The organism is Paenibacillus faecalis, assembly GCF_900289175.1.
Lineage (GTDB): Bacteria > Bacillota > Bacilli > Paenibacillales > Paenibacillaceae > Paenibacillus_AQ > Paenibacillus_AQ faecalis.
Genome location: NZ_LT985747.1, coordinates 3,477,843 through 3,502,903, shown reverse-complemented (window position 1 = coordinate 3,502,903; position 25,061 = coordinate 3,477,843). Strand labels below are relative to the sequence as shown.

Annotated in this window: 18 protein-coding genes; 13 read left to right on the top strand and 5 right to left on the bottom strand. The window is 46.0% G+C overall.

Features of this window, described 5'->3' with window-relative positions; translation table 11 throughout:
• Window positions 1–90 precede the first annotated feature (90 nt).
• The 8 genes from C8268_RS16510 to C8268_RS22745 all read left to right on the top strand — a co-directional run bounded on the left by C8268_RS16510 (window position 91) and on the right by C8268_RS22745 (window position 9,215).
• Window positions 91–1,308 carry a cation:proton antiporter gene (locus C8268_RS16510; protein ID WP_106768685.1) on the top strand — a complete coding sequence of 406 codons (1,218 nt, stop codon included), beginning with the start codon at window positions 91–93 and terminating at the stop codon, window positions 1,306–1,308.
• Window positions 1,309–1,376: 68 nt separating this feature from the next.
• Window positions 1,377–1,865, top strand: a complete 489-nt coding sequence (locus C8268_RS16505; RefSeq protein ID WP_106768684.1) for a cation:proton antiporter regulatory subunit — start codon at window positions 1,377–1,379, stop codon at window positions 1,863–1,865.
• Window positions 1,866–2,163: 298 nt separating this feature from the next.
• Entirely contained in the window at window positions 2,164–3,372 is a 1,209-nt protein-coding gene (locus C8268_RS16500) for an acyltransferase (protein WP_106768683.1), read from the top strand.
• Window positions 3,373–3,409: 37 nt separating this feature from the next.
• Window positions 3,410–4,108, top strand: a complete 699-nt coding sequence (locus tag C8268_RS16495; RefSeq protein WP_106768682.1) for a response regulator transcription factor — start codon at window positions 3,410–3,412, stop codon at window positions 4,106–4,108.
• Window positions 4,109–4,159: 51 nt separating this feature from the next.
• Entirely contained in the window at window positions 4,160–5,341 is a 1,182-nt protein-coding gene (locus C8268_RS16490) for a sensor histidine kinase (RefSeq protein WP_420094284.1), read from the top strand.
• Window positions 5,342–5,379: 38 nt separating this feature from the next.
• Window positions 5,380–7,164, top strand: a complete 1,785-nt coding sequence (locus tag C8268_RS16485) for a stalk domain-containing protein (protein WP_106768681.1) — start codon at window positions 5,380–5,382, stop codon at window positions 7,162–7,164.
• 320 nt (window positions 7,165–7,484) lie between these two features.
• The gene (locus C8268_RS16480; RefSeq protein WP_106768680.1) at window positions 7,485–8,753 is read left to right on the top strand and encodes a polysaccharide deacetylase family protein; all 1,269 of its coding nucleotides are present in this window, start codon (window positions 7,485–7,487) and stop codon (window positions 8,751–8,753) included.
• A 300-nt stretch (window positions 8,754–9,053) separates the two neighbouring features.
• Complete coding sequence (locus C8268_RS22745; protein WP_158702748.1) at window positions 9,054–9,215, top strand: hypothetical protein; 162 nt, start codon at window positions 9,054–9,056, stop codon at window positions 9,213–9,215.
• A gap of 150 nt (window positions 9,216–9,365) precedes the next feature.
• Here C8268_RS22745 and C8268_RS16475 read toward each other — a convergent pair whose 3' ends face one another.
• Both C8268_RS16475 and C8268_RS16470 read right to left on the bottom strand, forming a co-directional pair.
• Complete coding sequence (locus C8268_RS16475; protein ID WP_106768679.1) at window positions 9,366–9,905, bottom strand: chromate efflux transporter ChrA; 540 nt, start codon at window positions 9,903–9,905, stop codon at window positions 9,366–9,368.
• Window positions 9,906–10,499 (bottom strand): chromate efflux transporter ChrB, encoded by a 594-nt coding sequence (locus C8268_RS16470; protein WP_272939335.1) that lies wholly within the window; start codon window positions 10,497–10,499, stop codon window positions 9,906–9,908. It abuts the gene before it with no gap.
• A gap of 550 nt (window positions 10,500–11,049) precedes the next feature.
• Between C8268_RS16470 and C8268_RS16465 the strand changes: the two genes are divergently transcribed.
• Window positions 11,050–14,949 (top strand): family 10 glycosylhydrolase, encoded by a 3,900-nt coding sequence (locus C8268_RS16465; protein ID WP_234032850.1) that lies wholly within the window; start codon window positions 11,050–11,052, stop codon window positions 14,947–14,949.
• A 100-nt stretch (window positions 14,950–15,049) separates the two neighbouring features.
• On the opposite strand, the gene C8268_RS16460 is transcribed toward C8268_RS16465, so the two are convergent.
• Both C8268_RS16460 and C8268_RS16455 read right to left on the bottom strand, forming a co-directional pair.
• The gene (locus C8268_RS16460; RefSeq protein ID WP_106768678.1) at window positions 15,050–16,804 is read right to left on the bottom strand and encodes a PH domain-containing protein; all 1,755 of its coding nucleotides are present in this window, start codon (window positions 16,802–16,804) and stop codon (window positions 15,050–15,052) included.
• Entirely contained in the window at window positions 16,797–17,282 is a 486-nt protein-coding gene (locus tag C8268_RS16455; RefSeq protein WP_106768677.1) for a PH domain-containing protein, read from the bottom strand. The genes C8268_RS16460 and C8268_RS16455 overlap by 8 nt, the downstream gene beginning before the upstream one ends.
• Before the next feature lie 208 nt (window positions 17,283–17,490).
• Here C8268_RS16455 and C8268_RS16450 point away from each other — a divergent pair, with 208 nt between their 5' ends.
• From C8268_RS16450 to C8268_RS16440, 3 genes are all read left to right on the top strand, one after another.
• Window positions 17,491–18,462, top strand: a complete 972-nt coding sequence (locus C8268_RS16450) for a helix-turn-helix transcriptional regulator (RefSeq protein WP_106768676.1) — start codon at window positions 17,491–17,493, stop codon at window positions 18,460–18,462.
• Between the two features lie 37 nt (window positions 18,463–18,499).
• A complete protein-coding gene (locus tag C8268_RS16445; RefSeq protein WP_106768675.1) occupies window positions 18,500–18,985 on the top strand; it encodes a GyrI-like domain-containing protein in 486 nt (161 codons plus the stop codon).
• Between the two features lie 116 nt (window positions 18,986–19,101).
• Window positions 19,102–19,308 carry a hypothetical protein gene (locus C8268_RS16440; RefSeq protein WP_158702747.1) on the top strand — a complete coding sequence of 69 codons (207 nt, stop codon included), beginning with the start codon at window positions 19,102–19,104 and terminating at the stop codon, window positions 19,306–19,308.
• A 28-nt stretch (window positions 19,309–19,336) separates the two neighbouring features.
• On the opposite strand, the gene C8268_RS16435 is transcribed toward C8268_RS16440, so the two are convergent.
• Window positions 19,337–20,236 (bottom strand): TIGR01777 family oxidoreductase, encoded by a 900-nt coding sequence (locus tag C8268_RS16435; protein ID WP_106768673.1) that lies wholly within the window; start codon window positions 20,234–20,236, stop codon window positions 19,337–19,339.
• A 404-nt stretch (window positions 20,237–20,640) separates the two neighbouring features.
• On the opposite strand from C8268_RS16435, the gene C8268_RS16430 reads away from it, so the two are divergent.
• Window positions 20,641–25,032, top strand: a complete 4,392-nt coding sequence (locus C8268_RS16430; RefSeq protein ID WP_106768672.1) for a phosphodiester glycosidase family protein — start codon at window positions 20,641–20,643, stop codon at window positions 25,030–25,032.
• The last annotated feature ends 29 nt before the right edge of the window (window positions 25,033–25,061 follow it).

The window sequence follows — 25,061 nt, the reverse complement described above, 5'->3', positions numbered from 1 at the left end:
ATGAGGTTGCTCTGTAAATCTATGCATCAAATCTGTATAATATAGAATGATTGCCCAAAAGTCATCGTTAAGGAGGAGGACGAACGTTGTATGGACCATATGGTTTTTGAAGTTGGAACGGCCCTTATACTGATTGCCCTTGTTTCACTTTTGGCAGGTAAGTTGAAATTTTCGATCATTCCGTTTCTTATTGTGCTGGGAATGTTAGTTGGCCCCCATGCGCCTGCGATCGGAATTATTGACTTGAGGTTTATTGAAAGTCAAGAGATTATCGAGTTTTTAGGGCGCATAGGGGTTTTGTTCTTATTGTTTTATTTGGGTTTGGAGTTTTCAGTTAGTAAATTGGTTAGATCGGGTAAAAACATTGTGTTTGGCGGCGGCATCTATGTCGTATTGAATTTTGTGGCTGGACTTGCGTATGGATTTCTGTCCGGTTTGCCGCTGTACGAGGTTCTGATTATTGCTGGGATGCTATCTGTTTCATCAACTGCGATCGTGGCCAAGGTTCTGGTTGATTTGAGACGTACGGGTAACTCGGAAACAGAATTGATCCTTGGTATGGTTTTGTTTGATGATATTTTCCTTGCGGTATTTATGTCCGTCATGTCAGGCCTGTTACTTGCAGGATCTGCTTCGGTAGGATCAACGATACTGGCTGTATCGATATCCATAGGATATATGCTATTATTCTTCTTGATTGCGAGAAAAGGCACACCGATTTTAAATAAGATGCTGAATATCGCATCGAGTGAAATATTTATTATCGTTATTTTTTCAATGTTATTTTTCGTCGCTGGATTTTCTGAAACACTTCATGTGGCAGAGGCGATCGGTGCGCTGTTGTTCGGGTTGGCTTTATCAGAGACCGAGCACAGCAAGCGAATTGAACAGCTCGTTGTTCCATTTCGGGATTTCTTTGGTGCCATCTTTTTCTTCAGCTTCGGCTTGAGCATCGATCCATTAACCTTGGGAGATGCGTTCTGGCTAGCTATTGGAGCTATCATACTGACGATTATTTGTAACGTTGTCGCCGGAATGATTGCAGGTCGAAAAGCAGGTTTGTCCCACAAGTCTTCCTTTAATATCGGACTTACGATCATGGCAAGAGGGGAATTCAGCATTATTGTAGCTAACTTGGGAATAGCCGGCGGATTGGCTCCTATCATAAAGCCATTCTCTGCTTTGTATGTTCTGGTGCTTGCGATACTAGGTCCATTGTTAACGAAAGGATCAAAACATATTTACAAAGCTACGAATAAGGTGTTTAAATGGAGTGAGCCGCAAAAAAATGTAAAAGAAAGTGGCTAAAAAGTTCAACTAGACTGCGAAGTGTGTTATCTTTGTGTGAAAGCAAAGTGAATGGGAGGATTCAAAGAATGAGTATGATCAGAGAATCCGATCTGCCTGGGATCGGTAAGAAATTTCAAGTGAATACGAGATCCGGAGATAAACTGGTGATTGTTATACATGATGATGGCCGAAGAGAGCTGTATCATTTTGAGGATAATGATCCGGATGAGAGCATCTCCATGGTTTCACTGGAGGACGATGAAGCCCGTCAAATCGCTGGAATTATCGGAGGAATGACGTATAAGCCGAAAGCTTTAGAGACGATCGAGGTATCATTGGAAGATCTGATTATTGAATGGTGCCGGGTAGAACCCCATTACAAATCCGTAGACAAAACGATTGCAGAGCTGCAAATTCGTCAGCGCACCGGAGCTAATGTTCTGGCCATTGTGAAAAAGAATGAGCAGAAGATTAATCCCGGTCCCGATGATCGTTTAATCGCCGGCTCTACACTCGTACTCGCTGGAGAACGCAAACAGATTATGGAGCTGAAGGAGCTTTTAATCCATGGCTGATGACAGTCATGTTCCTTGAAGCAAGGCCCTTTTTGAACAGAGGGGGCCTTGCTTTTTTGTCTTTAGAGGATTGGACAGGGCACGAGCAGCTCGCAGCGTGCTTTCTAACGTCCTATGCCACTACAAGATGCTGTTATTATTTACTGCTTACAAGGAAATATCTAATATGAAGGCTTGTGAATATAAATTTAAGCAAATGTTAAGAAGTTAGGAACGATAGTGTTAAGAACTATCCGGTATAGTTAAGGGGAAACCGCTTGTTAAGCGGACAACTTGGTTATACCGGAGGGAACAAGCGATGATCAATAGATCTGGTTTACTGAAAAAGCGGGAAAACATCCCCGAGTTGCAGCTAGTACGGGCATTCGCTATTTTAGGGGTACTGTTTGTCCATTCTACTTCATATGCAACTTTAGAAATGACGGGATCTCAATATTATTTTGTCTATAACTTTTTAAATATTTTTATGAAATTCGGGACGCCAACGTTTATTTTCTTGAGCAGTTTTGTCCTGTTCTATAATTATTATGAACGGTCGTTGACGAAAGAGTTGATCACTGGATTTTACAAGAAGAGAATGCTGTATATTATTATTCCTTATGTAGTGTTTTCCATATTCTATTTCGGACTGCTTCATGTCATTCACTATCCGGATCGCTCATTGGCAGATACGATTGAAAGTTTTGTAAGGAAGCTGTTGACGGGGAAAGCTTATACCCATCTATACTTTGTATTTATCAGCATTCAATTCTATATTCTGTTTCCGCTGATGTTATGGTTGTTTAAAAAGGTTCCACAGTTGACCCGTTGGGCGATTCCGATCGGTCTAGCCATTCAATGGGCTTTTGTACTCATGAATAAATACTATTGGCAGGTGCCGAATAAGGGAAGCTGGTCACTTTCTTATATGGCTTATTTCATGCTCGGTGCTTGCATCGGCATTTATTATCCCAAGCTGAAGGGCTGGCTGACTTTAAGCCGGGTTCAGGCGACCTGGTCACGTCTCGGAAGCTGGGTCATCTTATGGTCGGGTTGGGCCTTGGCCGGACTAACTCATGTTTACTTGTACTACAATAGTCGATTGTACGGTACCAGCTACAACTCAACCTTATACGAGCTGATGTGGAATCTGCATACGTATCTAGGAACCATCGTATTGCTGCAGCTGGCTATTTTGCTGTACAGAAAAGCACCGAACGGCTTAACTTCCATATTGGAACGGATCGGCGCGCTTTCCTTTGGGATATATTTGATTCATCCGTTCTTTCTGTTGGTATATCGACAATTCCCACCGCTTAGCGGCAGTTCGATATTGATGCATCTATGGTATGCAGGCGGGTTTATCGCTGCGCTGGGTTGTTCATGGCTTGTTGTGTCGCTTACAGTACGATATGTTCCTTTCTCATGGGTTCTGTTCGGCAATGTGTCAAAAGTTAAGAAGAATAAGAGAAATGACAGCCGCATGGAAAACAGGACAAACAGCTCTGCAACTGTAGAAAAGCAGTAAATCTACGAACAATTCATATTTTGATGAGGAGGACATTATGTCTGGAGTAACAATACTGATGGTGGATGATGAGGCTGAAATTATAAAGCTCATGGATATTTACCTCAAAAATGAAGGTTATACGCTGCTTAGCGCATCCAATGGTGTGGAAGCACTGGATATACTCAGAAAGCATCACGTTGATCTGATCATTTTGGATGTCATGATGCCTCAAATGGACGGGATACAGGCATGTATGAAGATTCGGGAGGAGAATAATATTCCGATCATCATGCTGTCGGCCAAAAGCCAGGAGATCGATAAAATCGCCGGACTCAGCATCGGAGCGGACGATTATGTTACCAAGCCGTTTAGTCCACTGGAGCTGATTGCGCGAATCAAATCCCAGCTGCGCAGATTTAATCAGCTCAACACCAGTCCGGTTCAGGATGAGAACGAGATCCGGATCGATGATTTGGTCATTAATGCCGCCTCACATCGGGTAACGGTTGCCGGTGAGGAAGTTAAACTGACGCCGAGGGAGTTTTCCTTACTGCACATGCTCGCTGTTAATCGCGGGCTTGTGCTTAGTATGGATAAAATTTACACAGAGGTGTGGAACGAGCCCTTCATGGAGTCCAAAAATACAGTAATGGTACATATCCGCAAGCTCCGGGAAAAAATAGAGAAAGACCCGCAGCAGCCCATATACATAAAAACAGTTTGGGGAATCGGTTATAAGATGGAGAAACTATAGGCAGAGGTGACAGAAGTGAAACGAGTCCAGCTTGATAGCATCCGTAAGAAAATGGTGCTTATGCTGCTTGCCAGCATCGGCGTTACAGCGGCCTTGCTTATTATTCTCTATGCGCTAAGCACACTTATTATAAATATTCCGGTGATCAATGTACCCCTGGCCTGGATCATCAATAATATCGGCTCACAGCCTGTCATCATTGTGATGGGCATCATTCTTTTTTTGACCAGTTACTACTTGGGAACGAAATGGTTTGTCCCTGATCTGCGTCAGATTGAAGCCGGGGTGCAAGAGGTTGCAGGTGGGAATTTTGATTATAAAATCAGACTTGAATCTCAAGATGAACTGGGCCGCATAGCTGCCAGCATTGATTTAATGACAGATCAGCTCAACGATTATTTGGCGGAAATCACCCTGGGGCTCCGTGAAATTGCCAAAGGCAACTTTCATACGGTCATTCCAGTTCAGCCTGGAAATCAGCTGGGTGAGGTGGCAGCCAGCATTAATCAGATGAGCAGGCAGCTGCACCAATCCATACTTGAGGAACGGAAGGCCGAGAAAACCAAAAACGATCTAATTACAGGTGTTTCGCATGATTTACGGACTCCGCTGACATCCATCCTTGGGTTTCTGGAAGTGATTGAAGAGGATCGATATCAGGATGAGGTGGAGCTGAGGTATTTTGTGAATATCGCTTATGAGAAAGCAAAAAATCTGAAGAAGCTGATTGATGATTTATTTGAATATACACGGATTAACAATGGATTGCCGCTGAACATGCAGGAGATTGACATGACTGCGTTCATTCGTCAGCTGATCGAGGAGTCGGTTCCGATATTAGAGAAGTCCGGCGTGGAATGCTTCCTGGAGGCTCAGGAAGGTCTCGTCATAATGGCCGATGGTGATCAGCTTGTTCGCGCTTATGAAAATTTGATGTCCAATGCGATCCGGTACGGAAGATCAGGCAAGAAAATTGAAATTTCCGTTCGCAGTGACGGGGATCAGGTGCGGGTCCGTTTTACCAATTACGGCGATCCGATACCCGAGCAGGATATCCCTTTCATATTCGATCGCTTCTATCGTGTGGAGAGTTCGCGCTCGAAGGAGACGGGGGGAACCGGACTGGGGCTGGCGATTACCAAGAGCATTATCGAGGTTCAGGGCGGAGAAATTAGCGTGCAGAGCGATCAGCAAAGCACAACGTTTGAGACCCGGTTTAACAAAGTGATATAGAATTGTGGGGAAACGAAGGGAGGAAAGGGGGTGAAAAGATGAAAGACAGCTGCAATCCGGTCATTCGACGGCTTGTTTTCGTTTTATTGACCGTTCTGGTACTTGCACTTCCATGGTGGAGTATAGGCGGCTTCGTTTCGGCGGATACAGCCGGAGCTGCCGGGGTTCATGATGAAAACAGGACCAATCATTTGAAACTGACGTCCTCCAAGGCTGCCTATGTATTTAACGGAAAGACTGGATTGGCTGCACAACCGATAATAAAAAGAGATGGGTATCATTACGTACCGCTTCGTACAATGGCCAAGCTGTATGGGCTTGGCTTAAGCTATAGCGCCAAGACAAAAGAGACTACAGTACAAGGGGAGGAAGGCCGGTGGAGCTACAAAACCGGCAGCGCCAAGGCATTTAGCAACGGTACACCGGTTGTACTGAATGCGAAGGTTATTTCTTACCGGGGCAGCACAATGGTATCTATACGCGATTGGGCCAACCTTACCGGGAGTAAGCTGGTAACCAAAGGAGGGAATTTTACGCTGTCCTGGGAGAGGGATGCAGCCGAAGTTTCGCCTCCGGTTGCAGATTTTACAACGGACAAGCCGGAATATCGACTCGGTGAACCGGTCGTTTATAATAATTTGAGTTATGACCCTCAGTATGAAATGGTTAAAGAAACGTGGACGGGCAATGAACCTGCTTTCTTCACACCTGGAGAGCATGAAGTCATGCTTGAAGTTGAAAACAGCAAGGGAGCTGTAGCGACGGTTCGAAAAACGGTAACCATCCTTGACGAATGGTTGTATACGAGAGAGCAGTATGACCAATTATATACGCCTGTAGGTAAAAAGTTCGAAATTGACGGTAATTCTGTATTGATGATGGACTCCATACCGTATACGGTTATACCTGAAGAAAACAAGCAGTTCATTCGCAGTAACAGTCCTGAACATCTGATGGATGAGGGCATCGCCTACGAGGATATCATTTCGGGGAGTGTCCGCGTCAATATTCATAACCAGAATCGTGCGAACAAAAGTCTCTCGGTTTATCTAATGGCTACGAATCCGGGGGATTCGGATATCGTCATAACAACAGGGCCGATAGGTATGGGCGGACCGGCTCGATATGTATCTTCCAGCGGTAAAGCTGCCGTTACCCGTTATTTGGAGGCTGTCAGCTCCGGGACCGAAGTGGCGAACATACAATTAGCACCGGGAGAGACGGTTGTTTTGCTGCCGGAAAAGAGCAAGACCCCGTTAAAGCCGGGTCAGGTCAGAACGTTGTATACAGATCTGCATGTGAAAGGTGAAGTTCGCCTTTCCGTTGTCGCAGCCGACCCGTCACGTGACCCTGTTCAAGCGCTGAAGGAGCTGCCTATGCTGCCGCGAGATGGCAAGCATGTCCGCGGTACGTTTGAAGGCGCCAACCGAACGATAGAAGTTGAAGATGTGATCGGGGAGGAGCCGCAACGTCTGGTTTTGGGAGATCCAGAATTGGATGGATATTTGGAAGGCGTTGATGCCGTAACCGGAGCATTGGAAACGAATGTCGGAAATACCGGTGTGTTGTATTCGATGAAGCTTCGTATTGCGCCGAATACATTGGTAGCTCTCAATGCCCGAGGCGGTCATTATGCGGGGGCCTTGCTTGTGAACGGCAAGATTGTGCAGATGACAGACGGCAGTATTTTGAAAAACCAGGCGGAAGCCGGAGTCCTTTATCGGACAGGAGATCAAGCGGAGAGTGTTACTTTCAAGTTTATGCCGGCTTCCGGCAGCAATTTACCGGTCCATATGCTGTTTATACCATTGCCGAAATCATAGGAAGTCTTAAAACGATTGGGGCCGGTCGTAAAATTCATTTAAGTTGCATTAACAGGTTTTTGCCGAAAAGGAAAAAGGCAGGTCGCTCAAAGTTCATCTTTGAGTGACCTGCTTTGTTTTATAGTTCACGAGTGCTCTATTTAGCATACCGCTTTGTCTGGTCGCTACACTTTCCTTACATCCCAAGTTCTTACCAGTTTCTTATCTTTGGAATGCAATTGTTCATGATCGTTTAAGGGATTTTTAAGTATTTCCTACCATGGGCGTTAAGATGTCTTCCTTATACTTTCTCCTAGAAAGCAAACAAGGAGGCAATTCAGATGAAGCTACTACATAAAATTGTGCCTGTATCCAGGCTTGTAAAGGTATGGCCTGTGTTTTTGTTGGCTCTTATCTTTTTCGTTACGGGGTGTGCGGGAAATTCCGTACCGAAAGAAGTGACTCTATTGCTAGATGGGAAGGAGTTCAAGGAACCGAATGCAGAGATTCATGAGGGCCAAGTGATGGTTCCCGGTTCTTTTATCAGCAGTGCTCTTGGCAAAAAGGTAGAATGGATTGAAGAGTCAGTGTCAGACAAAGAAGAAGGAGAACAGAACCAATCTGTATATTATTCGGATCAGGTCGCTGTGTTGATGTATCATCATATTATGGAAACGCCGGATCGAGACGATATTCTGTCGGCAGAGCAGTTTAGACAGCAGATGGAGTTGCTCCAACAAGAAGGGTTTCAACCGATCGGAATGGAGCAGTATCTGGATTTTATCATAGAGGGAAAGTCTGTGCCGGATAACGCGGTTTTGATTACTTTTGATGATGGATATGAGAGTTTTTATGAACATGCGTTTCCTGTTTTAAAAGAGTTTGATTATCCTGCGGCCAACTTTATTATCGTGTCTTCCATTGATTCATCAGGCACGGAGAAGACTCCGAAGCTGACTTGGGAGCAGATGCGGGAGATGAAGAAGGAGAAGATTGATTTTTATAGTCATACATACGATATGCATCGTTATGGGATGATCGATGCCAGTGGCAAACGAAAGCCTGTTACAACTCGTAACCTGTATCTGGAACAGGAGAAGAGAACTGAAACGGATGAGGAATATGAACAGCGGGTAAGGGAGGATCTGTTGCGTGCCGAAGAGCGTCTCAAAGAAGAGCTTGGGAATACGCGAAGTGTGCTGGCTCTGCCGTATGGCGCGCATCATGACAAATTGCTGGAGATCATGGATTCTGTAGGTATTGAGGCATCCTTTACTGTAAAAGAAGGTATAAATGACCGCGAAGATCGCAACGGATTTCGGATCAACGGTGGCCGCTCTGATCAAAGCCCCGAGACGGTTATCGCTAAACTGAAAGGGCAGGATGTTCAGCCGAATGTACTCGTCAAGGGTGAGGAGGCGAAGCTTCGAATCGATGGTTCATCTGTTGAATTTTCAAAAGTGTTCAAGGGAGATACGCCGGAAGATACTCTTGTTCCTCTGCGGGAAGTTTGCCGTGAGTTTGATATAAAAGTGGATTGGAATCATAAGAAGAAGCGGGCGGTTCTAACTTCCGCTAAAACAACGACCGCTGAGAATAAACAAGAGTAGCCGGCAGGTTTTCGGCAATCGCGCGTTCGCTTCTGGCGCTCGGTGTGGTGTCGCATGGCTGCGGTTAACCCTATCGTTTTTGATGAGAGCTTCCTATAGGGAGCTTTCTTTTTTTGTTATTCTAGTACCAAATGATGGAACTAATGTGCCTGATAAGACGTTTAATCTGTAAGCGGTCCAGATCAGAAAGGATGGTTCTATTGAATTATGAGAATCGCGTTCGTCATATCTGCCCAATTTTCATAAGTTATTTTCCTTTTTTTGTAGAATATATTGGCAAAAGATAAGGAGGGGTGCGTTATGGAAAGATGGGTAGGATTAGGGATAATTCAGTTATTCAGTTTGTTATTGCTCTTACTTCATATTTATCTGGTATTTAGTGTCATTGGGCATATCAATCGATCGAAAAGACATGATGAGGAAGTTATCAAGATACTGAATGAAATGAAAGAAAACAAATAAAAGTTGTGTGTAAGCCGCATGTCCTCGAATGTTCATTAGGGTTTATTTTCCGTTTTGAAATTTCGAGGACAAGAGCGATTAGGCAGGTTACGTCATACGTGGTTTTATATGAGCGAAAGAATCGACACTGCTACAAAGCGCTTGCCTTTCTTACACCATACGGGATAGTACAAGTCCGCCATATGCAAAGGCCGCAATGATGACCAGTGCAGGGTGGATTTTGCGTATATTGATAGCCCAGAAAGCAACGGCAGCGATAGCCAGCGTTTGGATAGCGCCAACGGAAGCAATGGAGCTTTTGCTCATCTGCAAGGTCAGCGTAAGCATCATGATCGCAATGACTGGCTGTACGAGCAGGGTCATCCCTTTTACGACGGTTGATGAACGGTATTTCTGAAGCAGCTTCAAAAGCAGGATGAGAGCGGCAGCTGACGGTAACACCGTAGCAGTCAAAGCGGAAATCACGCCGATCCAGCCCGATACGTCATATCCAACGTAGGCAGCGATTTTGGTAGCAATCGGTCCCGGCAGCGCATTTCCTAAAGCAAGCATGTTGGAGAACTCCAGGTTACTCAACCATCCCCGCTGTGTGACAACCTCCTGGTACATCAGCGGGATTGAAGCGGGACCGCCGCCATAACCGAGGATATTGGCAGTAAAGAAACTGATGAACAGCTCAATCCACTCCATTTATTCAGCCCCCTCCTTTTCCCGTCTTTCTTTTCTCATCTTGGATACGAATTTATAATGCACGGCTCCATATGCAAGGAACAGGACAATGACAATCGCAGGATGGATATGGATCGCCTCAAGCAACAGGAATGAGAGTATACACAGGCCGATGCCTGTGTATATTCCCAGTCCCTTAACAGCTTTTTCGCCGAATTCATAAGCCATTGTGCCCAGCATGACCGCGATCACGGGGGTGACGCCGGCGATCATGCCGGCTATGATCTTGGAGCTGCTTAAATATTGCACAGCGGATAGCAGGGCGACCATAGCGATGCAGGTTGGGAGGATGTGCGCCAAAATGGCCACGACGGCGCCTAAAGTCTTTTTTTGCCGATAGCCCAAATAGGCGGCCATCTTTGTCGCGATCGGTCCTGGCAGCGCATTAGCTAGCGCCAGCACTTCCCCGAATTCATCGCTGCTCATCCACTCATAACGAATGACAGCTTCGTGACGAATCAGCGGGATGACCGAGGGGCCTCCTCCATAACCAAGAATGCCTGTACGAAACATGGCGATGGTAAGTTGTATGTATGTATTGTCATTTTTGCTCAAGTGTATAATCCTTTCTCCGGTTGGCGTTAATCTTTATGTTTAAAATATATCGAGGTTGCCCGATGTTTTCAATGTAATAAGGCTGCGGGGACAATGAGCAACTACGATCCGTTTCCTTCGGAATCGCTTCTCCTGCAAAAAAACAAATAAAATTTGGGCTCAATCTTGTAATCAGTTCTTGACATAAAAAGCAAAGTAGCGAAGGGGATGGAATCGATCTGAAGAAGCGAAGCGTTCGCCTTTGTCCCCGAATTTCATCCACTTAAAAGTTGATTCATAAGAAATTTGGGGACAACAGCGATCGTAAGAACGATCCATACACGTAGCGGCTTCATTGCTTATTGCAAGCACTGATTTTGGATTTGAGTCAAAATTTGAAAAAACTATTGAAATTAGAAATAAAATTTCACTATGATAAGGGTACATCGTGATATTTGACTTCATAAGTTCAACGATTTCTTAAAGGAGGAGGTGAGCCACCTTTACCTGTCAGGCAACAGGTTCTGGAGTACAGCAGCATCGATCCAATATTGAAGGAGTGAATTGATGAATGTTGAGTAGACGAAAAAAGAGATACAGGCAGACGCTTATATGTTGGACAATAGCGATGATGATGACACTTGGTACAGCTTTCTCAGGTATGGGAGCATTACCAGGAGAGGCATTTGCGGAGTATGGAACCAAAGAAAACTCGGCTCTTTCAACTGATGTACCCTTGGAGAATCAAAAGGAAGTTCCTGCTGAGAATGAAATGCCAACAGAAACACCCGTTAACCCTGACCCGGCAAATCCCCTATCAGATCCTCCTGTAGAAAATCCAACAGATCCGTCCAATGATCCGACAGACCCGATTGATACTCCTGTAGATCCACCGGGAGATGTCCCGAGTGATCCGGTCGACACGCCAGCAGATCCTCCGGTAGAAAACCCAGCAGATAACGGGTCAGAGACAAATCCTTTGCTCCCCTTGCCCGATGATTCGGCAGTATCGAATTCTTCCTCCGGGGTAATAGAGGAATTCGAAGATCTTTCGGGTTTGACAGCATCAACGGCTCTGGCAGCAGCAGAGCTAAGTCTGGCAAGTAGACCGGAGACAATATACTACGGATATCACGCAGCCAGGCTGTCATATGATTTTACGGTTTTTCAGCAAGGTACTTCAGCGGCTTATATTAATTTTAAGGACCCGGATGGAAGTACAGGCAGAACTCTTTCCGGAAACCCTAAGAGCATGGGGCTTTGGGTTTATGGAGATGGCGGCAATCACTGGCTGAGAGCTGTCGTACTTGGAGCGAGTGGAGAAAAATCAACCATAGACCTTACATCATCCAGCGGGCTAAGCTGGAACGGCTGGAAGTATGTTACCTTTGATCTTCCTTCTCATCTATCCTCTCCGATGAAACTGTCACAAATTTATGTAGTCGAAACGAATGCCAACAATAAAAACAAAGGCGCGATTTATTTTGATCGTTTGACCGCTTTATACAGCGATTCCAAGGTGTATGCTCTGGATATCACAGGTTTGACTCCGATGCAGACGGGGGAATCCCAGCGAGCGATCATCCATGAGACATATGCTGGTTTGACAGAGCCTGCTGTGGTAACCGAAGGAGTGAAGCTGAGCAGCAGTGATGAAAGCATTGCGATGGTAACAGGTTCTGCACATGATACTGTTGAGGCACTAGCACCCGGTGAAGTGACGATTACGGCACAATATGGTGATGCGCCTGCTACAACGTTTCATTTGAAAATCAGTGATGAAATGACAGCTCCCCATAGTCTGGAATTGTCTGGACCTGTTCGTTTGGAAGAGAGTGCTACCGGAAAAATGAAAGCCTATGCAAAATATGATGGTTATGATGACCCGCTTCCGCTAATTGAGGGTGTTGCTTTTAACAGCAGCCATCCCGATATCCTTAGTGTCAATGATGAAGGATATCTGACAGCTTTGTCCACGGGCTCGGTGGTCATAACCGTGTCTTACAAGGGAATATCGGCAGAGCATCCAGTTACGGTAGAGGAAAGGATACCTGTTCTGAAGAGTATAGAGCTTCGTGGTTTGACGGGTGTGGACATCGGCGATTCGTTTGATACGATCACGATGGCATCTTATACATGGATGGAAGAGCCAGTACAGTTAACGGAAGGTGTACAGTACAGCAGCAGCAAACCGGAGGTTGCATCGGTTGATGAGAAAGGGAGGGTGACGGGCCACATGGTTGGGGCATCGAGAATTACGGCTACATACGGCGGGAAAACAAGCTCGCTTTACATGACTGTGAACCAGCCGTCAGAACTGCCAAAGGCTGAAATGAGAGCGGCCTGGATTGCGACGGTGGAAAATATCGATTGGCCTGAAAAAGGGGCTGCTCCTGAAGCTCAGAAGCAGCAATACATCGATCTGCTCAATCAGCTGGAAGCTGCGGGTATGAATGCGGTCATCATGCAGATCAAACCGACAGCGGACGCTTTTTATCCTTCAGAGTATGGTCCGTGGTCGGAATGGCTGACAGGTCAGCAGGGGAAAGATCCGGGTTATAATCCGCTTGCGTTTCTGATCGAGGAAACCCATAAGCGAAACATGGAGTTCCATGCCTGGTTTAATCCTTATCGTGTGAGCATGAAAGACGATATCAACAGGCTTGTGGAAGATCATCCAGCCAGACAGCATACGGATTGGGTTGTTTCATATGGCGGAAAGCTTTTCTTTAATCCCGGCATCCCTGAGGCGCAGAAGTTTATTTTGGACAGTATTATGGAAGTTGTAAGAAATTACGATATTGATGCCGTACATTTCGACGATTATTTCTATCCGTATCCTTCAGGGGCAGAGGATTTCCCAGATGATGATACTTTCGCCAAGTATGGAGGAGAATTTACGGATAAAGGGGATTGGCGCAGAGATAATGTAAACCAGTTCGTCAAGGATGTAAGCGAGGCGATTAAAGCCGAGAAAAGCTATGTGAAGTTCGGGATCAGTCCGTTTGGGATTTGGAGAAACAAGAGTACCAGCGTTCCGGATGGATCTGATACAAATGGTCTCAGCAGTTATGATGCGATTTTTGCAGATTCGAAAAAATGGATCGACGAAGGTTGGATCGATTATATAACGCCTCAAATTTACTGGTACAGAGGTTACTCACCGGCAGCTTATGATAAATTGATTGAATGGTGGAGCGACGTCATTGAAGACAAGAACGTCCATTTATACAGCGGTCAGGCCATTTACCGGGTCGGTTCGGGCAGCGGCTGGCTCGATCCGGAGGAAATGCCCAATCAGATCAAATACAACCGAAGCTTTGAACAGGTGAAGGGCAGCATGTATTTTAGTGCAAAATGGTTTGAGGATAATCCACTGGGATTTACAGACCGTCTGCGAGAAGATTTATACCGCTACCCGGCTTTGGTTCCGACCATGCCGTGGTTGGACGATGAGGCCCCGGCAGCACCAGCAGGTCTTACAGCACGTGACGGGCAAGAAGGTGTAAGGCTGAGTTGGAAATCTAAAGGGGATGAGGCCTATTACGCGATTTATCGATTTACAGACAAGGAACAGAGGGATGTTCACGATCCGGCTAATTTGTTAAAAACGGTACGTAAACAAGAAGGTTCCGACCAATCATTCATGGATACTACGGCAGCTGACAATGGAAAATATACTTATGTCGTCACGGCAGTTGATCGTCTTCATAACGAAAGTAAAGGAAGCAGCCCTGCTACAGTTCATGTTAGAAAGGGCGGAGGTATTCCAGCAGAGCCTGAACCTCCGTATATACCACCGAGCACAACACCTCCTGCCACGACACCTGTAACGCCAACTCAACCGGGTACACCGCAGACCCCTCCGGACACATCTGAAACACCGGTTAAACCGCCTGCAGAATCAACGAAACCAGCGGTATTCAAGGATGCGGACCAGGTTCCTTCCTGGGCAAAAGAGGCCATGGACGAACTGACAGCAACAGGTATTATGAAAGGCTTTGGTGACAATACGATCAGGCCGCTGAAGCCCGTCACACGCGCCGAGTTTTTGGCGATGCTTGTTCGTGCTTTTGAATTGACAGGAGAAAGCGCATCGGTATCCATGAAGGATATCAAACCTTCCGATTGGTATTATGAGATCGTAGCAGCAGGTTTAGAATCCGGCATTGTGAAGGGCGTCGGGGGCGATAAGTTTGAACCGAACCGTTCGATTACCCGAGAAGAGATGGCAGTGATGAGTGCTAATGTCCTGAAGCAGATGAAGGGAATGGGAGCAGTTGATGCAGATCAAGCTCTTTCCAAACTTAAGGATAAGGAGAAGATTGCTCCATATGCGAAGTCTGCCGTTGCCTTGCTTTGGGAAGAAGGGATCATGAACGGAACGGGCGCGGACCGTTTTATGCCAAAAGGGATCGCCAACCGTGCTCAGGCGGCGGTGGTGATCTGGAATCTGCTCCATGTAAAATAACGAAATAAAAGAGGCGACCTGTCTGATTAGACAGGTCGCCTGCTTTTTTTGAAAACCAATACTTATGAAGATTACACGTTGTACATTTTTTTAAGCGCCTTTATCCGATATGAGGTTCACAGTTATCTCTTTTGGACTCAGTAGTCATAAGCGGTGTGCCCTCGTCTTTCGTGTTGCTGTTTTCGGATGTGTCAAATGTATCGGATTTAGACGTATCTTTCGAATAACGGAACCATTGCCATACTTCTTTGACGGCAGATTGGTCCAGGCTATATATTTTTCCGTCATACAACCCTGTCATAAGATTTACCTCAAATGACAACAGGTTTCTCTTGCGCTGCCAGCGGCTCCCGAAGACTTTAAGGCTAATGATCTGTGGACGGCGGATGTATTTGGTCGTACGGGCAATCAATCGAGACCTGATTGTCAGCTGTTTGCCCCGAATCGCCATGCCTGTATCTTTGAATGTCACAATTGCCAGCAGGATGGTGAGCGGAAACAACAGCAGTGACCATAAACCCGCTTCCTTGAAATACCAGATGAGCCCGGCACATGCAGCAGCTGTAATAAGTATTTCATAACGCAAGTACAGCCAGATCGCTCTCCTGGGAGGGACGATATCCACCGGGTTCACGCTGTACTGTGGAACGATTTTCTCAAGCAGCTTCGCAATATCTTTTATCGGAATCATAGGATGAAGGATCAGATTTTTTTCGGATTCTGAAGTAAGGACGTGAAGCTTTACCTCAGCATATCCAAAGGGCTGTCTGAGCACTCCTTCCTTGACGGATACAGCCTGTACCCGTTGCGGTGAGAAGAACATCTGCTTTCGTTCCAGCAGGCCGCATGTAATGGCAATCTGTTTGCCAACACGCTCTACTGTAAATCCCGCATACTTGATCGTATACAGCACAGCTGATAGTAGCCAGGCGAGAATGATGCCAACGGCGATGAGTGTGATCCACCCACCGGGAAGAAAATGACCCGCTTCCTCATAAATCGTCGTATACAGATTTTCCGGCAGGATATCGTCGGCAAAAGAGATCACACCTGCAACAAAGGCAATGGCTAACGATATGTTCAGCGAAGTAAGTGCTGCAATCAACAGTTGCTTTGTTGATAATTGCAGCAGTACGGTTCGTTCCTCGGGAGCAGCCTCCGTTTCATGGACGGAATGACTGGAAGATGAGGCTTCGCTCATTTCGCACCGATCAGGAGCTGCTGTATGACGGTCGATTACTGTGGGCTGATGAACTGGCTCAGCATGGATTATATCGTCACTGGCCCCATCTGCCTGCATGTTATTAAGCAGCGCCTTATCACTTGTAATGATGTCATCAGAATGAGGCAAACCTTCAACATGAACATCATCGCTCCGTCTCAAGGCGGACCCTGCCGCCGTTCGTTCCCGAAGCCAGCGCTGCAAACGTTCAGCCTCTGCACTGGAGACGGCGGGAAGCTTGCCACCATCATTGCTTTTTCCCGGCGTATCAATTTTCACCTGTGTTAAACCGAGAATACGCTGCAGCAGCGGCTGTTCCATGTTCATACTGTGTATACGCCCCGTGTAAATCGAAAGTTCTTCCCGGAAGAACACACCGCGGCGAATGACGATTTTGTTATCCTCCAGCACATATTTGAAACGTCTCCATTGGAAAAATCCATAAATGATCAGGAGTAGAATCAGAGCTGTTATTCCAAGCACAACCCAGAATCTTATATGATCCTGTAGAGACTCGCCGTTTATGATCTTGATTCCAAACAAGATGATAACCGGAATCATAGATTTAATACTGCTCACTAGAGGAAACAGGATGTACAGCTTGTGAAGTCGTTTCTCCACCGGTTCATTCATCGTGATCCACCACTTTCGCAAGCTCACCGATCTGTTTTTTTAATTCCTCCGCTTCATTGGATTCAAGCGCCTTAATCACATGTGTTTTTGCAGCTGTTACCACCTTCACTTCAGCCAAGCCAAACCGCCGCAGCAGCGGGCCTCTCTCCAGCTCTACATGCTGAACCCGCGTCATCGGAACAATGGTGTCTGAGAGCCAGAGCCAGCCGGAGCGAAGCTCAAGCTCCTCCTCGGTTACTTTGAAGCCGAACATCCGATAGGATAGTACAGGTTCGATCCATGTGAACCAGATGAGTGCGAGGATGAATAGCCCGAGGCCGATCCATCCCGGGAGCACCGTCCAACCTTTGATAGGCGCAAAAAAGATATACGCGACAGACAGTGCGATGAGTACGGCCCAAAACAAAGAGCCAGCAATGCGCGAAGCTTTGATAGAATCCGGATGACAGCGGCGCATGGATGCAAGCCGATCATTCATTTTTTCGTTCCCCCTTATGTATCTAGCATTGATGCATTGTGTTACTATACGTTTCTAACCTCAATGACGATGCAATTTATTGTATCATAATTAAATAAATACCGATTGAAGAGGACTTTAACATTGGTTTAACACATTTTACAGTTGTTTAGCTTGAATTAAGATATATAATTGAAAAATTGCAGAAAAATGAAAGGCTGATTCATTTATGAAAATAGATCGTTTGCTGGCGACTACTGTGCTGCTGCTTAATCGTGGTCGGGTCAGCGCCAAGGAGCTGGCTGAGCGCTTTGAGGTGTCCAGCAAAACCATTTATCGGGATATGGATGCATTAAGCCAAGCGGGAGTTCCGATTGTTGCTTACCAAGGGGTATCCGGCGGTTTTGAAATCATGGAACAATTTATGATCGACAGGTACTGGCTATCGATCGAGGAGATGAGCTCGCTCGTGACGGCTGTTAAAGGCATACACTGTGCTTTGGAGGATCAAGAAACGGGACTGCTTTTGGAAAAAGTGAAAAATCTTCTGCAAAAAGCACAGCGGGGTTACACTGAGGAGCAGCGTGAAGACAGACTGATCATGGACATGAATCCTTGGGGACATCGGGCTGGGATTAAAGAAACGATGCAGCTGCTAAGACAAGGCGTTGATGAGAAGCGGAAAACCATGATTGAATATATCTCTTCCAGCGGACAAAGTCAGAAACGAGTGATAAAACCGGTCTCATTAATTTTGAAGGGCTCGGTATGGTACGTCCACGCTTATTGCACGTTGCGGAAAGATTTCAGAATCTTCCGGTTAACTAGGATTCAGCATGTGGCATTAAGGGAGGAAAGGTTTGAGACTCTTGAAGCTCCGGAAGTGGAGAAATTTCAGTGGGCTGCATCCTGGTCGGATACCCCCGATGAAACCTTGGTGCTGACGTTTAAGAAAGAAGCAAGGCAGCGGTTGGCCGATGTGTTCCATCCCAATGAGGTATCCCTTCTCCCGGATGGGGACTTTAGGATCGAGGTTGTCTTGAAACCGGATGATTGGTTTTATGGTATGATTCTAAGCTTTGGTGATCAGGTGAAGGTAGAAAGTCCGGACTTTGTGGCAGAAGAGGTTGTACGGCGGGCGGAACAAATTATAGGGCGGTATGTAAACGGAGACAGACAGATGTCCACTTTTCCAGGTTAGAATAAGGTCATATTCTTAGATGAAAAGAGGATGAACCATGAAAGTAGAGCGTATAAGCAAACCGGCAATACGGCTGATCGGAGTAGCTGCAAGAACGTCTAATCAGGTGGAAGCGGGACCTGAAGGAAAAATATCAGGGCTTTGGGGAAGCTTTTTTCAAAGCGGCTTAATGCAGCAGTCTGGAATCAAGCCAGGTCAAATTTATGGATTATACACGGAATACGCCAGTGATGTGAACGGTGAATATACGGTCGTTCTGGGCTGCGAGGCCACGGAAGATGGGGTTAATGCTGATCATTTGAAAAATTTCAGAAAAGCCGATATTCCGGCTTTAGACTATCTGGTGTTTACGAGCAAGCAGGGACCGGTACAGTCCGTGGTGGTGGAAGCATGGCGAGAAATTTGGGTTTATTTTCAAAATAATATAGAAACAAGAACATATAAGGGAGACTTTGAGCTTTATGATTCGGTACAATTCGATCCTTCAAATGCGGTTGTACAGATTTACATCGCTGTATCCTAATGTGAAAAGGGCTATGTGATCCAGTTTATTTTTAACTAAAAAGGTATAAATTGAAGGATTATATTCTGGCGAAGGAGAACTTTACATACATACTTTATGAAATGGAGTGTATTGTAATGGCCAGGAAAATCAGAAATTCCCAAATGCCCTCTAAATATGACCTTCCTCCGGCAGAGAACAGCAAGCTTAGGCACCGGATTTTGGAAAAAGCGATTGAGCTTGTGTTTATCGGGTTTCTTATTTTCTGGCTGATTTCTTTCGTAAGAGCGATTTGGGGAATAACGATGGCAATACTTAAGTTGAATGGGGTTATTGACGAATAAGGGGACCTGTGAGGCCCCTTATTTATTTTTATTTTTTTCTCAGATCGTACAGTGCATCAATTAGCTTGGGATATTGGAACTGGAAGCCATGTTTTTCTGCTTTAACAGGGATAATGCGTTGACCTTCTAACAGAATCATGGACAGCTCACCAAGTATCGTTTTTAGCAGAAAGGATGGAACAGGGAGCCAGTGCGGACGGCGATAAACTTTGGCAACGGTGCGTCCGAATTCCTTGTTCGTTACAGGATGGGGGGCTGCAGCATTAACGGGCCCTTTAATATCGGGGTTTTGCACACAGAAATCAATCAGGCTTACGATATCGCGGATATGAATCCAGGACATCCATTGATGGCCGCTCCCGATTTTGCCGCCAAAGCCAAGCTTGTAAGGGAGAATCATTTTTGGAAAAGCACCGCCATCATTACCTAGCACTACGCTGATGCGCAGCTTTATAAGCCTGTCCACCGGAATCCGGTCTGCTGCTTCCTCCCATTCAGCAACGACGCTTGAAGGAAAGTCCATGACGCGTGAAGGACTGCTCTCGTCAAAGGTTTTATCTTCAGAAGTGCCGTATATGGCCATGGCGGATGCCTGTATAACGACAGGAGGCTTACGGCTCAGATGGCGCATCAGCTCGGCAACTGCAGCTACGGTCTGGTGACGGGAGGAAAGAATGCGCTCTTTCCCGTTGACGCTCCAGCGCTGGCTCAGCGATGAACCTGCGAGGTTGATGAGTGCATCCAGCCCTTCAAACAGCTGTGGTTTCTGTTTCATATCATCCCAGGTTGCGTAAGTGATTTGATCCGCATTTTCCACTTTCTCCGGCTTTGAACGAGTGACGATGATGATATGGTGTCCTTCCTGAACCCAGTGTCTGCATAAGCTTTGACCGATAAATCCGGTTCCCCCGCATATGGCTATTTTCATAAGTAAACCTCCTTAATGAAATTCCATATATTCTCATCATAGTAAAGCGGAAGCGTTTTATCAAATTTGCAAAATAACTGATAAAGCGCAGTTTTCAGACATTTTTCTAACAATGACCAAGTTCCAAAGTCATGTCATCGGTTCGATTGTCCCGGCAATCTTTTGAAAGATATGGTAAATTAGATGCTTTTAATCCATCGGACAAGTTCTTTATAGTATGTAATAAACAATGTAAACGCTTTAATAATGATCGAGATCACATTTTTTTCATTTAACATCGCGTTAACTCAGGGAAAGGCTGGCGTTTACACGGTATCGGTATACTGACTCCAAGGTGGTGACTTGTTGAAAATTAGCTATGAAAAGAATGACAATTTGATCCAAGGGATGGAGGTTATGATGGAATGACAGGGTTCAAGCGAAATCGTATCCTATCTTTATTACTGAGCGGTGCAATGCTGTTGTCTTTATTTATGCCTGTCCATCAGGCTGACGCCAAGGAAAAATCGTCTCCTGATGGAATGGTGCTGGACCAGCGGCAGATGGAGATCGGACCAGAAGCGACATATACGTGGCAGAATATGAAGCTGAATCGGGGCTTGGAACAAATTCATTATGTGGAATTTAATCCGAAGAACTCTGCTCTTAAGCTGCAACCCGGTAAGAGTGGTGGAAAGGTTTACGGGATGCAGGAGGTGTCCGGGATGGCCACGAATGCAGATCGTGAAGGAAATCGGGTCATTGCTGCGATGAACGGGGATTTTTATGATATGTCGAATGGCTTGCCTTTAGGCTTTTTTATGGGAGAAGGTGAGCTTTTAAACAGTCCACCCGATGGATTATTTGCTTTTGGAATGAAAAAGGACGGAACGACAATGTACGGACCAAGCCCCCAATTGACACGGATTTTGAGCATTTCCGGAAAGAGCACAGCGATCACTGCTATGAATCGCCTGCGGGGTTCGAATGCGCTTGTTCTCTATACGCCTTCGTTTCATTCTTCAACGATGACGAATACATCGGGGGATGAGGTCGTACTGGATGTTGTTTCGGGTGAGGTTAAGAGCGGTCAAACGCTGAGCTTGAAAGTATCAGCCATACATAAGGATGAGGGTAATACACCGATAATGGATGGTACCGTGATTTTATCGGCATCGGGACAATATCGTGAAGTTCTGGATGGATTACAGATTGGCGATGAGGTATCTGTCTTCCTGGATCTGGAGCCAGAATGGAAGGATGTCGAGATGGCGATTGGCGGAAATGCTCTGTTAATTGATGATGGCGTGATTCAGCATAGCAGCGATTCCGGCGTACATCCTCGAACCGCTATTGGAACGAAAGCGGACGGAACCGTCATCATGTTCGTTATAGATGGACGGCAGCCCGGATACAGTGAAGGGGTAACGTTAAATGAGCTGGCCCTGATCATGAAGGATATGGGGGCGGTCAACGCTTTGAATCTTGACGGGGGAGGTTCAACTACGCTTGTTGCCCGTTTGCCGGGAGAGCCATTACGCCAAATGGTTAATTCTCCGTCCGACGGCAGCGAAAGAAAGACCGCAAACGGGATTTTGCTCGTGAACACGGCGCCGGAAGAAGCAGCGGACAAGCTGGTGGTGAAGCCGCAGTTGGAGCGGGTGCTCTCAGGCTCCAAAATCAAATTGAAAGCAGCGGCTGTAGATTCTCATCTGCATCCGGTTCGATCAACTGATACGCCAACATGGAGCGTTGAACCGGCTCTGGGGACGATAGATGAAGCTGGTGTATTTACAGCTGGATCTTTGGCTGGAACGGCTGAAATAAAGGCCAGAACCGGAAACTTAAGCGGAACGAGTACCGTGGAAGTTGTGGATGAACTGACCGAGTTGAGTTTTGGCGAAACCGTAAAAAGCTTTGCTCCCGGCAAGACGGAAACGATGAAAGTAACAGCCCTTCGCAATGGTCAGGTCATTCAAGCCGATAACAGCCAGCTGAAGTGGACAACGGAAGGGGATATCGGATCGATCGATAAGAACGGGACGTTTATGGCAACGGGCGAATCCGAGAAGACAGGCAGGATTATCGTAAGCTATAAAGGAGTTGAAGCTTCTGTTGATGTAAATATCGGACTTCCTCCGGTCGTTCTGGAAGATTTCGAAAATGGACTGGACCCTTATCTGGAAAGTGCCGGGGCGCAGTATAAGTTTGTGAAAGCGAGCATTGAGACGAATAAGGAACTAGTTCGGTTCGGTAATGGCTCTTTAAAGCTGGAATATGATTTTACGGGTACAACCGGAACTTCCGGGGCTTATTTGCAAGCCAAGAGCCCGGACCATCATATCGTCATTCCCGGTTATCCGGAAAAAATAGGCATGTGGGTGTATGGCGACGGCAAAAAACATTGGCTCCGTGCTCAATTGCGGGACAGCAAAGGAATCATTGCGCTTGATTTTGTCGATCAGACAGTCGGTGTTGATTTCGAAGGCTGGAAATATGTTGAGGCAGAAGTACCAAAAGGAAGGCTGCTGCCTTTAACGATGGACATGCCGGTACGTTATATGGAAACCTCGGCCGCCAAAAAAGATGCCGGTGTTATTTATGTAGATCAAATCCGTGCGCTTTACGGACCGAATGAGGATGATATAGACCCTCCAATGCTAAAGGATTTTTCGCCTGCGGATGGAGCAACTGTTAAAAAGAATCAGCCGAACATTTCTGTTACTGCTGAGGATGCCGGGTATGACCCTGATAAACATCCGGGCAGCACCCTGATTGACCCGGAGCAAATTCGGTTTTATCTGGACGGGGAATTAGTAAAACACACCTTGTATCCGCCAAAAGGCGAGATTTACTATACACCGGACAAGCCGCTGGCTGACGGTATTCATCAAGTCAAAGTGTCGGTAAAAGATCTTTCCGGCAATCAAAGTGTTAAAGTATGGACCTTTAACGTGGATACCGGAGCTGCCAAGTTGGTTTACAGCACACCGAAGGACATCTATGCTGGCGGCACTTATACTTTGGATTTATCGGCAGTAAACCCGTCAAACATTCGTAATGGTAAGATCGAATTCGCTTACGATCCTGACAAATTGGAAAACGTAAAGCTTGTTGTAGAAGATAAGATGAAATCCAGGGTTAAGGCTGATATCGACAGCGAAGCGGGGCGTATTGTTCTCAAGCTGGCCAAGGTGGATTCGGCTGGATTGACGGAAAAGGATTTGATTGGACAAATTCAGTATGATGTTAAAAAAGATGCTGTGGGTGCCCATACGTTTGATTTCGTATCCGGCTCGGTTTCTTTTGCCAACACCGAGGACGTTATCCACTCATTCTCTGGACTCCCACAAACTGCTGACATTCATACGCATTTAACACTGGAATGGAATGAACACGGGCATGTTGAAGGTGATGAAACGATCTTTCGGGTTAAGGATGAGAGCGGAGCCCCAGTTAAGGGAGCCCGGATTATAGCAGACGGGAATGTCATCGGCACAACGGATGCGGACGGAACGTTGACGAAGAGTACGTTAACTTCTTCAGTTAAGACATACCAGCTGCAGGCCGTTAAGGGAACCTTCTACAGTCCCGTTACAGCGTTTACGGTGTCGAAGTTGGCCGGGAGCAAGACGCCTTACAATATAAACGTAAATATGGGTGAAGATCCGACACGCGCGCGTGGATTCACATGGCATACTCACCCAAGTATAGATCAGACTGTTGTCGAGATTGTAAAAAAGTCGGAGTTTACAGGCTTTGATGCGCCGAATGTAAAGCAGATTAGCGGAGAGAACGAACTGTTTCATACGTTCGATACCGGCACGATTCGGGTGCACAAAGCAGCAGTTCATGATCTGGAGCCTGGAACTGCCTATGTTTATCGGGTTGGAGACGGCAAAGGAAATGATGGACCGCAAGGGACGTTCCGTACGGCAGAGACAGTGGGGGATGATCTGAAATTTTTATTTTTTGCTGATTCCCAAGCTAGCAGTGAGGCCGATTTCAAGCTATGGGGAAATATCGTAAATAAAGCTGTTCAGGAACATCCTGATGCGCAATTTATCGTTCAGGCCGGAGATATGGTTGAGAAAGGCTTTAACGAGAAGGAGTGGAACCTTTGGTTCAAGGAAGCTCAAGACGTTTTCTTGAATACAACATGGGTTGGGGCGATCGGAAATCATGAGGCGATGGGATCAAGGGGAAATGATGATTTTCTTGCGCATTTCAATCAGCCAGGGAACGGTGTGCCGAGTCTAAAGGGAACCAATTTTTCTTTTGATTACAAGGATGCTCATTTCATTGTGCTGAACAGCGAGTACCAATATGAAGAACAACAACGTTGGTTGGAGCAGGATCTGGCGAACACAACAAAGAAATGGAAAATCGCTGTATTCCATCGAGGTCCTTACGGCAGTATATATGACACGGAGGAAATCAGAGAGTTGTGGGCTCCTGTTCTGGAAAAGCATCAGGTTGATCTTGTGCTTAATGGTCATGACCATATTTATGTACGCACCCATCCGATGAAAAACAAAGAAATTTCTACAGATGGTAACGGTACGACTTATGTCATCGCAGGCTCTACCGGACCTAAGTTCTATTCGTTGACCGAAAGAGATTGGCAGAAAGTGACCGATGAAGAAAAAACACAAATGTATGCTTCGGTTGAAATTTCAGGGAATGAACTGACGATGATAACAAAGACCATGGGCGGACGTGTTGTAGATGAATTCACCTTAACCAAAAATACGGAATCTTCGAAAACTTCTTTTGATATAGAGCAGCAGGATTTGAAGCTTGTCGTAGGCGAGTAAGTTTTTTGGTCGTTGATCAGACCGGATAT

What these genes read in the sequence shown, in the direction of transcription:
- C8268_RS16440 (WP_158702747.1), top strand. Translation starts at nt 19,102, where the DNA reads ATGGCCAGGAAAATCAGAAATTCCCAAATGCCCTCTAAATATGACCTT.
- C8268_RS16465 (WP_234032850.1), top strand. Translation starts at nt 11,050, where the DNA reads ATGTTGAGTAGACGAAAAAAGAGATACAGGCAGACGCTTATATGTTGG.
- C8268_RS16430 (WP_106768672.1), top strand. Translation starts at nt 20,641, where the DNA reads ATGACAGGGTTCAAGCGAAATCGTATCCTATCTTTATTACTGAGCGGT.
- C8268_RS16450 (WP_106768676.1), top strand. Translation starts at nt 17,491, where the DNA reads ATGAAAATAGATCGTTTGCTGGCGACTACTGTGCTGCTGCTTAATCGT.
- C8268_RS16460 (WP_106768678.1), bottom strand. Translation starts at nt 16,804, where the DNA reads ATGAATGAACCGGTGGAGAAACGACTTCACAAGCTGTACATCCTGTTT.
- C8268_RS16490 (WP_420094284.1), top strand. Translation starts at nt 4,160, where the DNA reads ATGGTGCTTATGCTGCTTGCCAGCATCGGCGTTACAGCGGCCTTGCTT.
- C8268_RS16455 (WP_106768677.1), bottom strand. Translation starts at nt 17,282, where the DNA reads ATGAATGATCGGCTTGCATCCATGCGCCGCTGTCATCCGGATTCTATC.
- C8268_RS16510 (WP_106768685.1), top strand. Translation starts at nt 91, where the DNA reads ATGGACCATATGGTTTTTGAAGTTGGAACGGCCCTTATACTGATTGCC.
- C8268_RS16505 (WP_106768684.1), top strand. Translation starts at nt 1,377, where the DNA reads ATGAGTATGATCAGAGAATCCGATCTGCCTGGGATCGGTAAGAAATTT.
- C8268_RS16435 (WP_106768673.1), bottom strand. Translation starts at nt 20,236, where the DNA reads ATGAAAATAGCCATATGCGGGGGAACCGGATTTATCGGTCAAAGCTTA.
- C8268_RS16475 (WP_106768679.1), bottom strand. Translation starts at nt 9,905, where the DNA reads ATGGAGTGGATTGAGCTGTTCATCAGTTTCTTTACTGCCAATATCCTC.
- C8268_RS16485 (WP_106768681.1), top strand. Translation starts at nt 5,380, where the DNA reads ATGAAAGACAGCTGCAATCCGGTCATTCGACGGCTTGTTTTCGTTTTA.
- C8268_RS16495 (WP_106768682.1), top strand. Translation starts at nt 3,410, where the DNA reads ATGTCTGGAGTAACAATACTGATGGTGGATGATGAGGCTGAAATTATA.
- C8268_RS16500 (WP_106768683.1), top strand. Translation starts at nt 2,164, where the DNA reads ATGATCAATAGATCTGGTTTACTGAAAAAGCGGGAAAACATCCCCGAG.
- C8268_RS16445 (WP_106768675.1), top strand. Translation starts at nt 18,500, where the DNA reads ATGAAAGTAGAGCGTATAAGCAAACCGGCAATACGGCTGATCGGAGTA.
- C8268_RS16480 (WP_106768680.1), top strand. Translation starts at nt 7,485, where the DNA reads ATGAAGCTACTACATAAAATTGTGCCTGTATCCAGGCTTGTAAAGGTA.
- C8268_RS22745 (WP_158702748.1), top strand. Translation starts at nt 9,054, where the DNA reads ATGGAAAGATGGGTAGGATTAGGGATAATTCAGTTATTCAGTTTGTTA.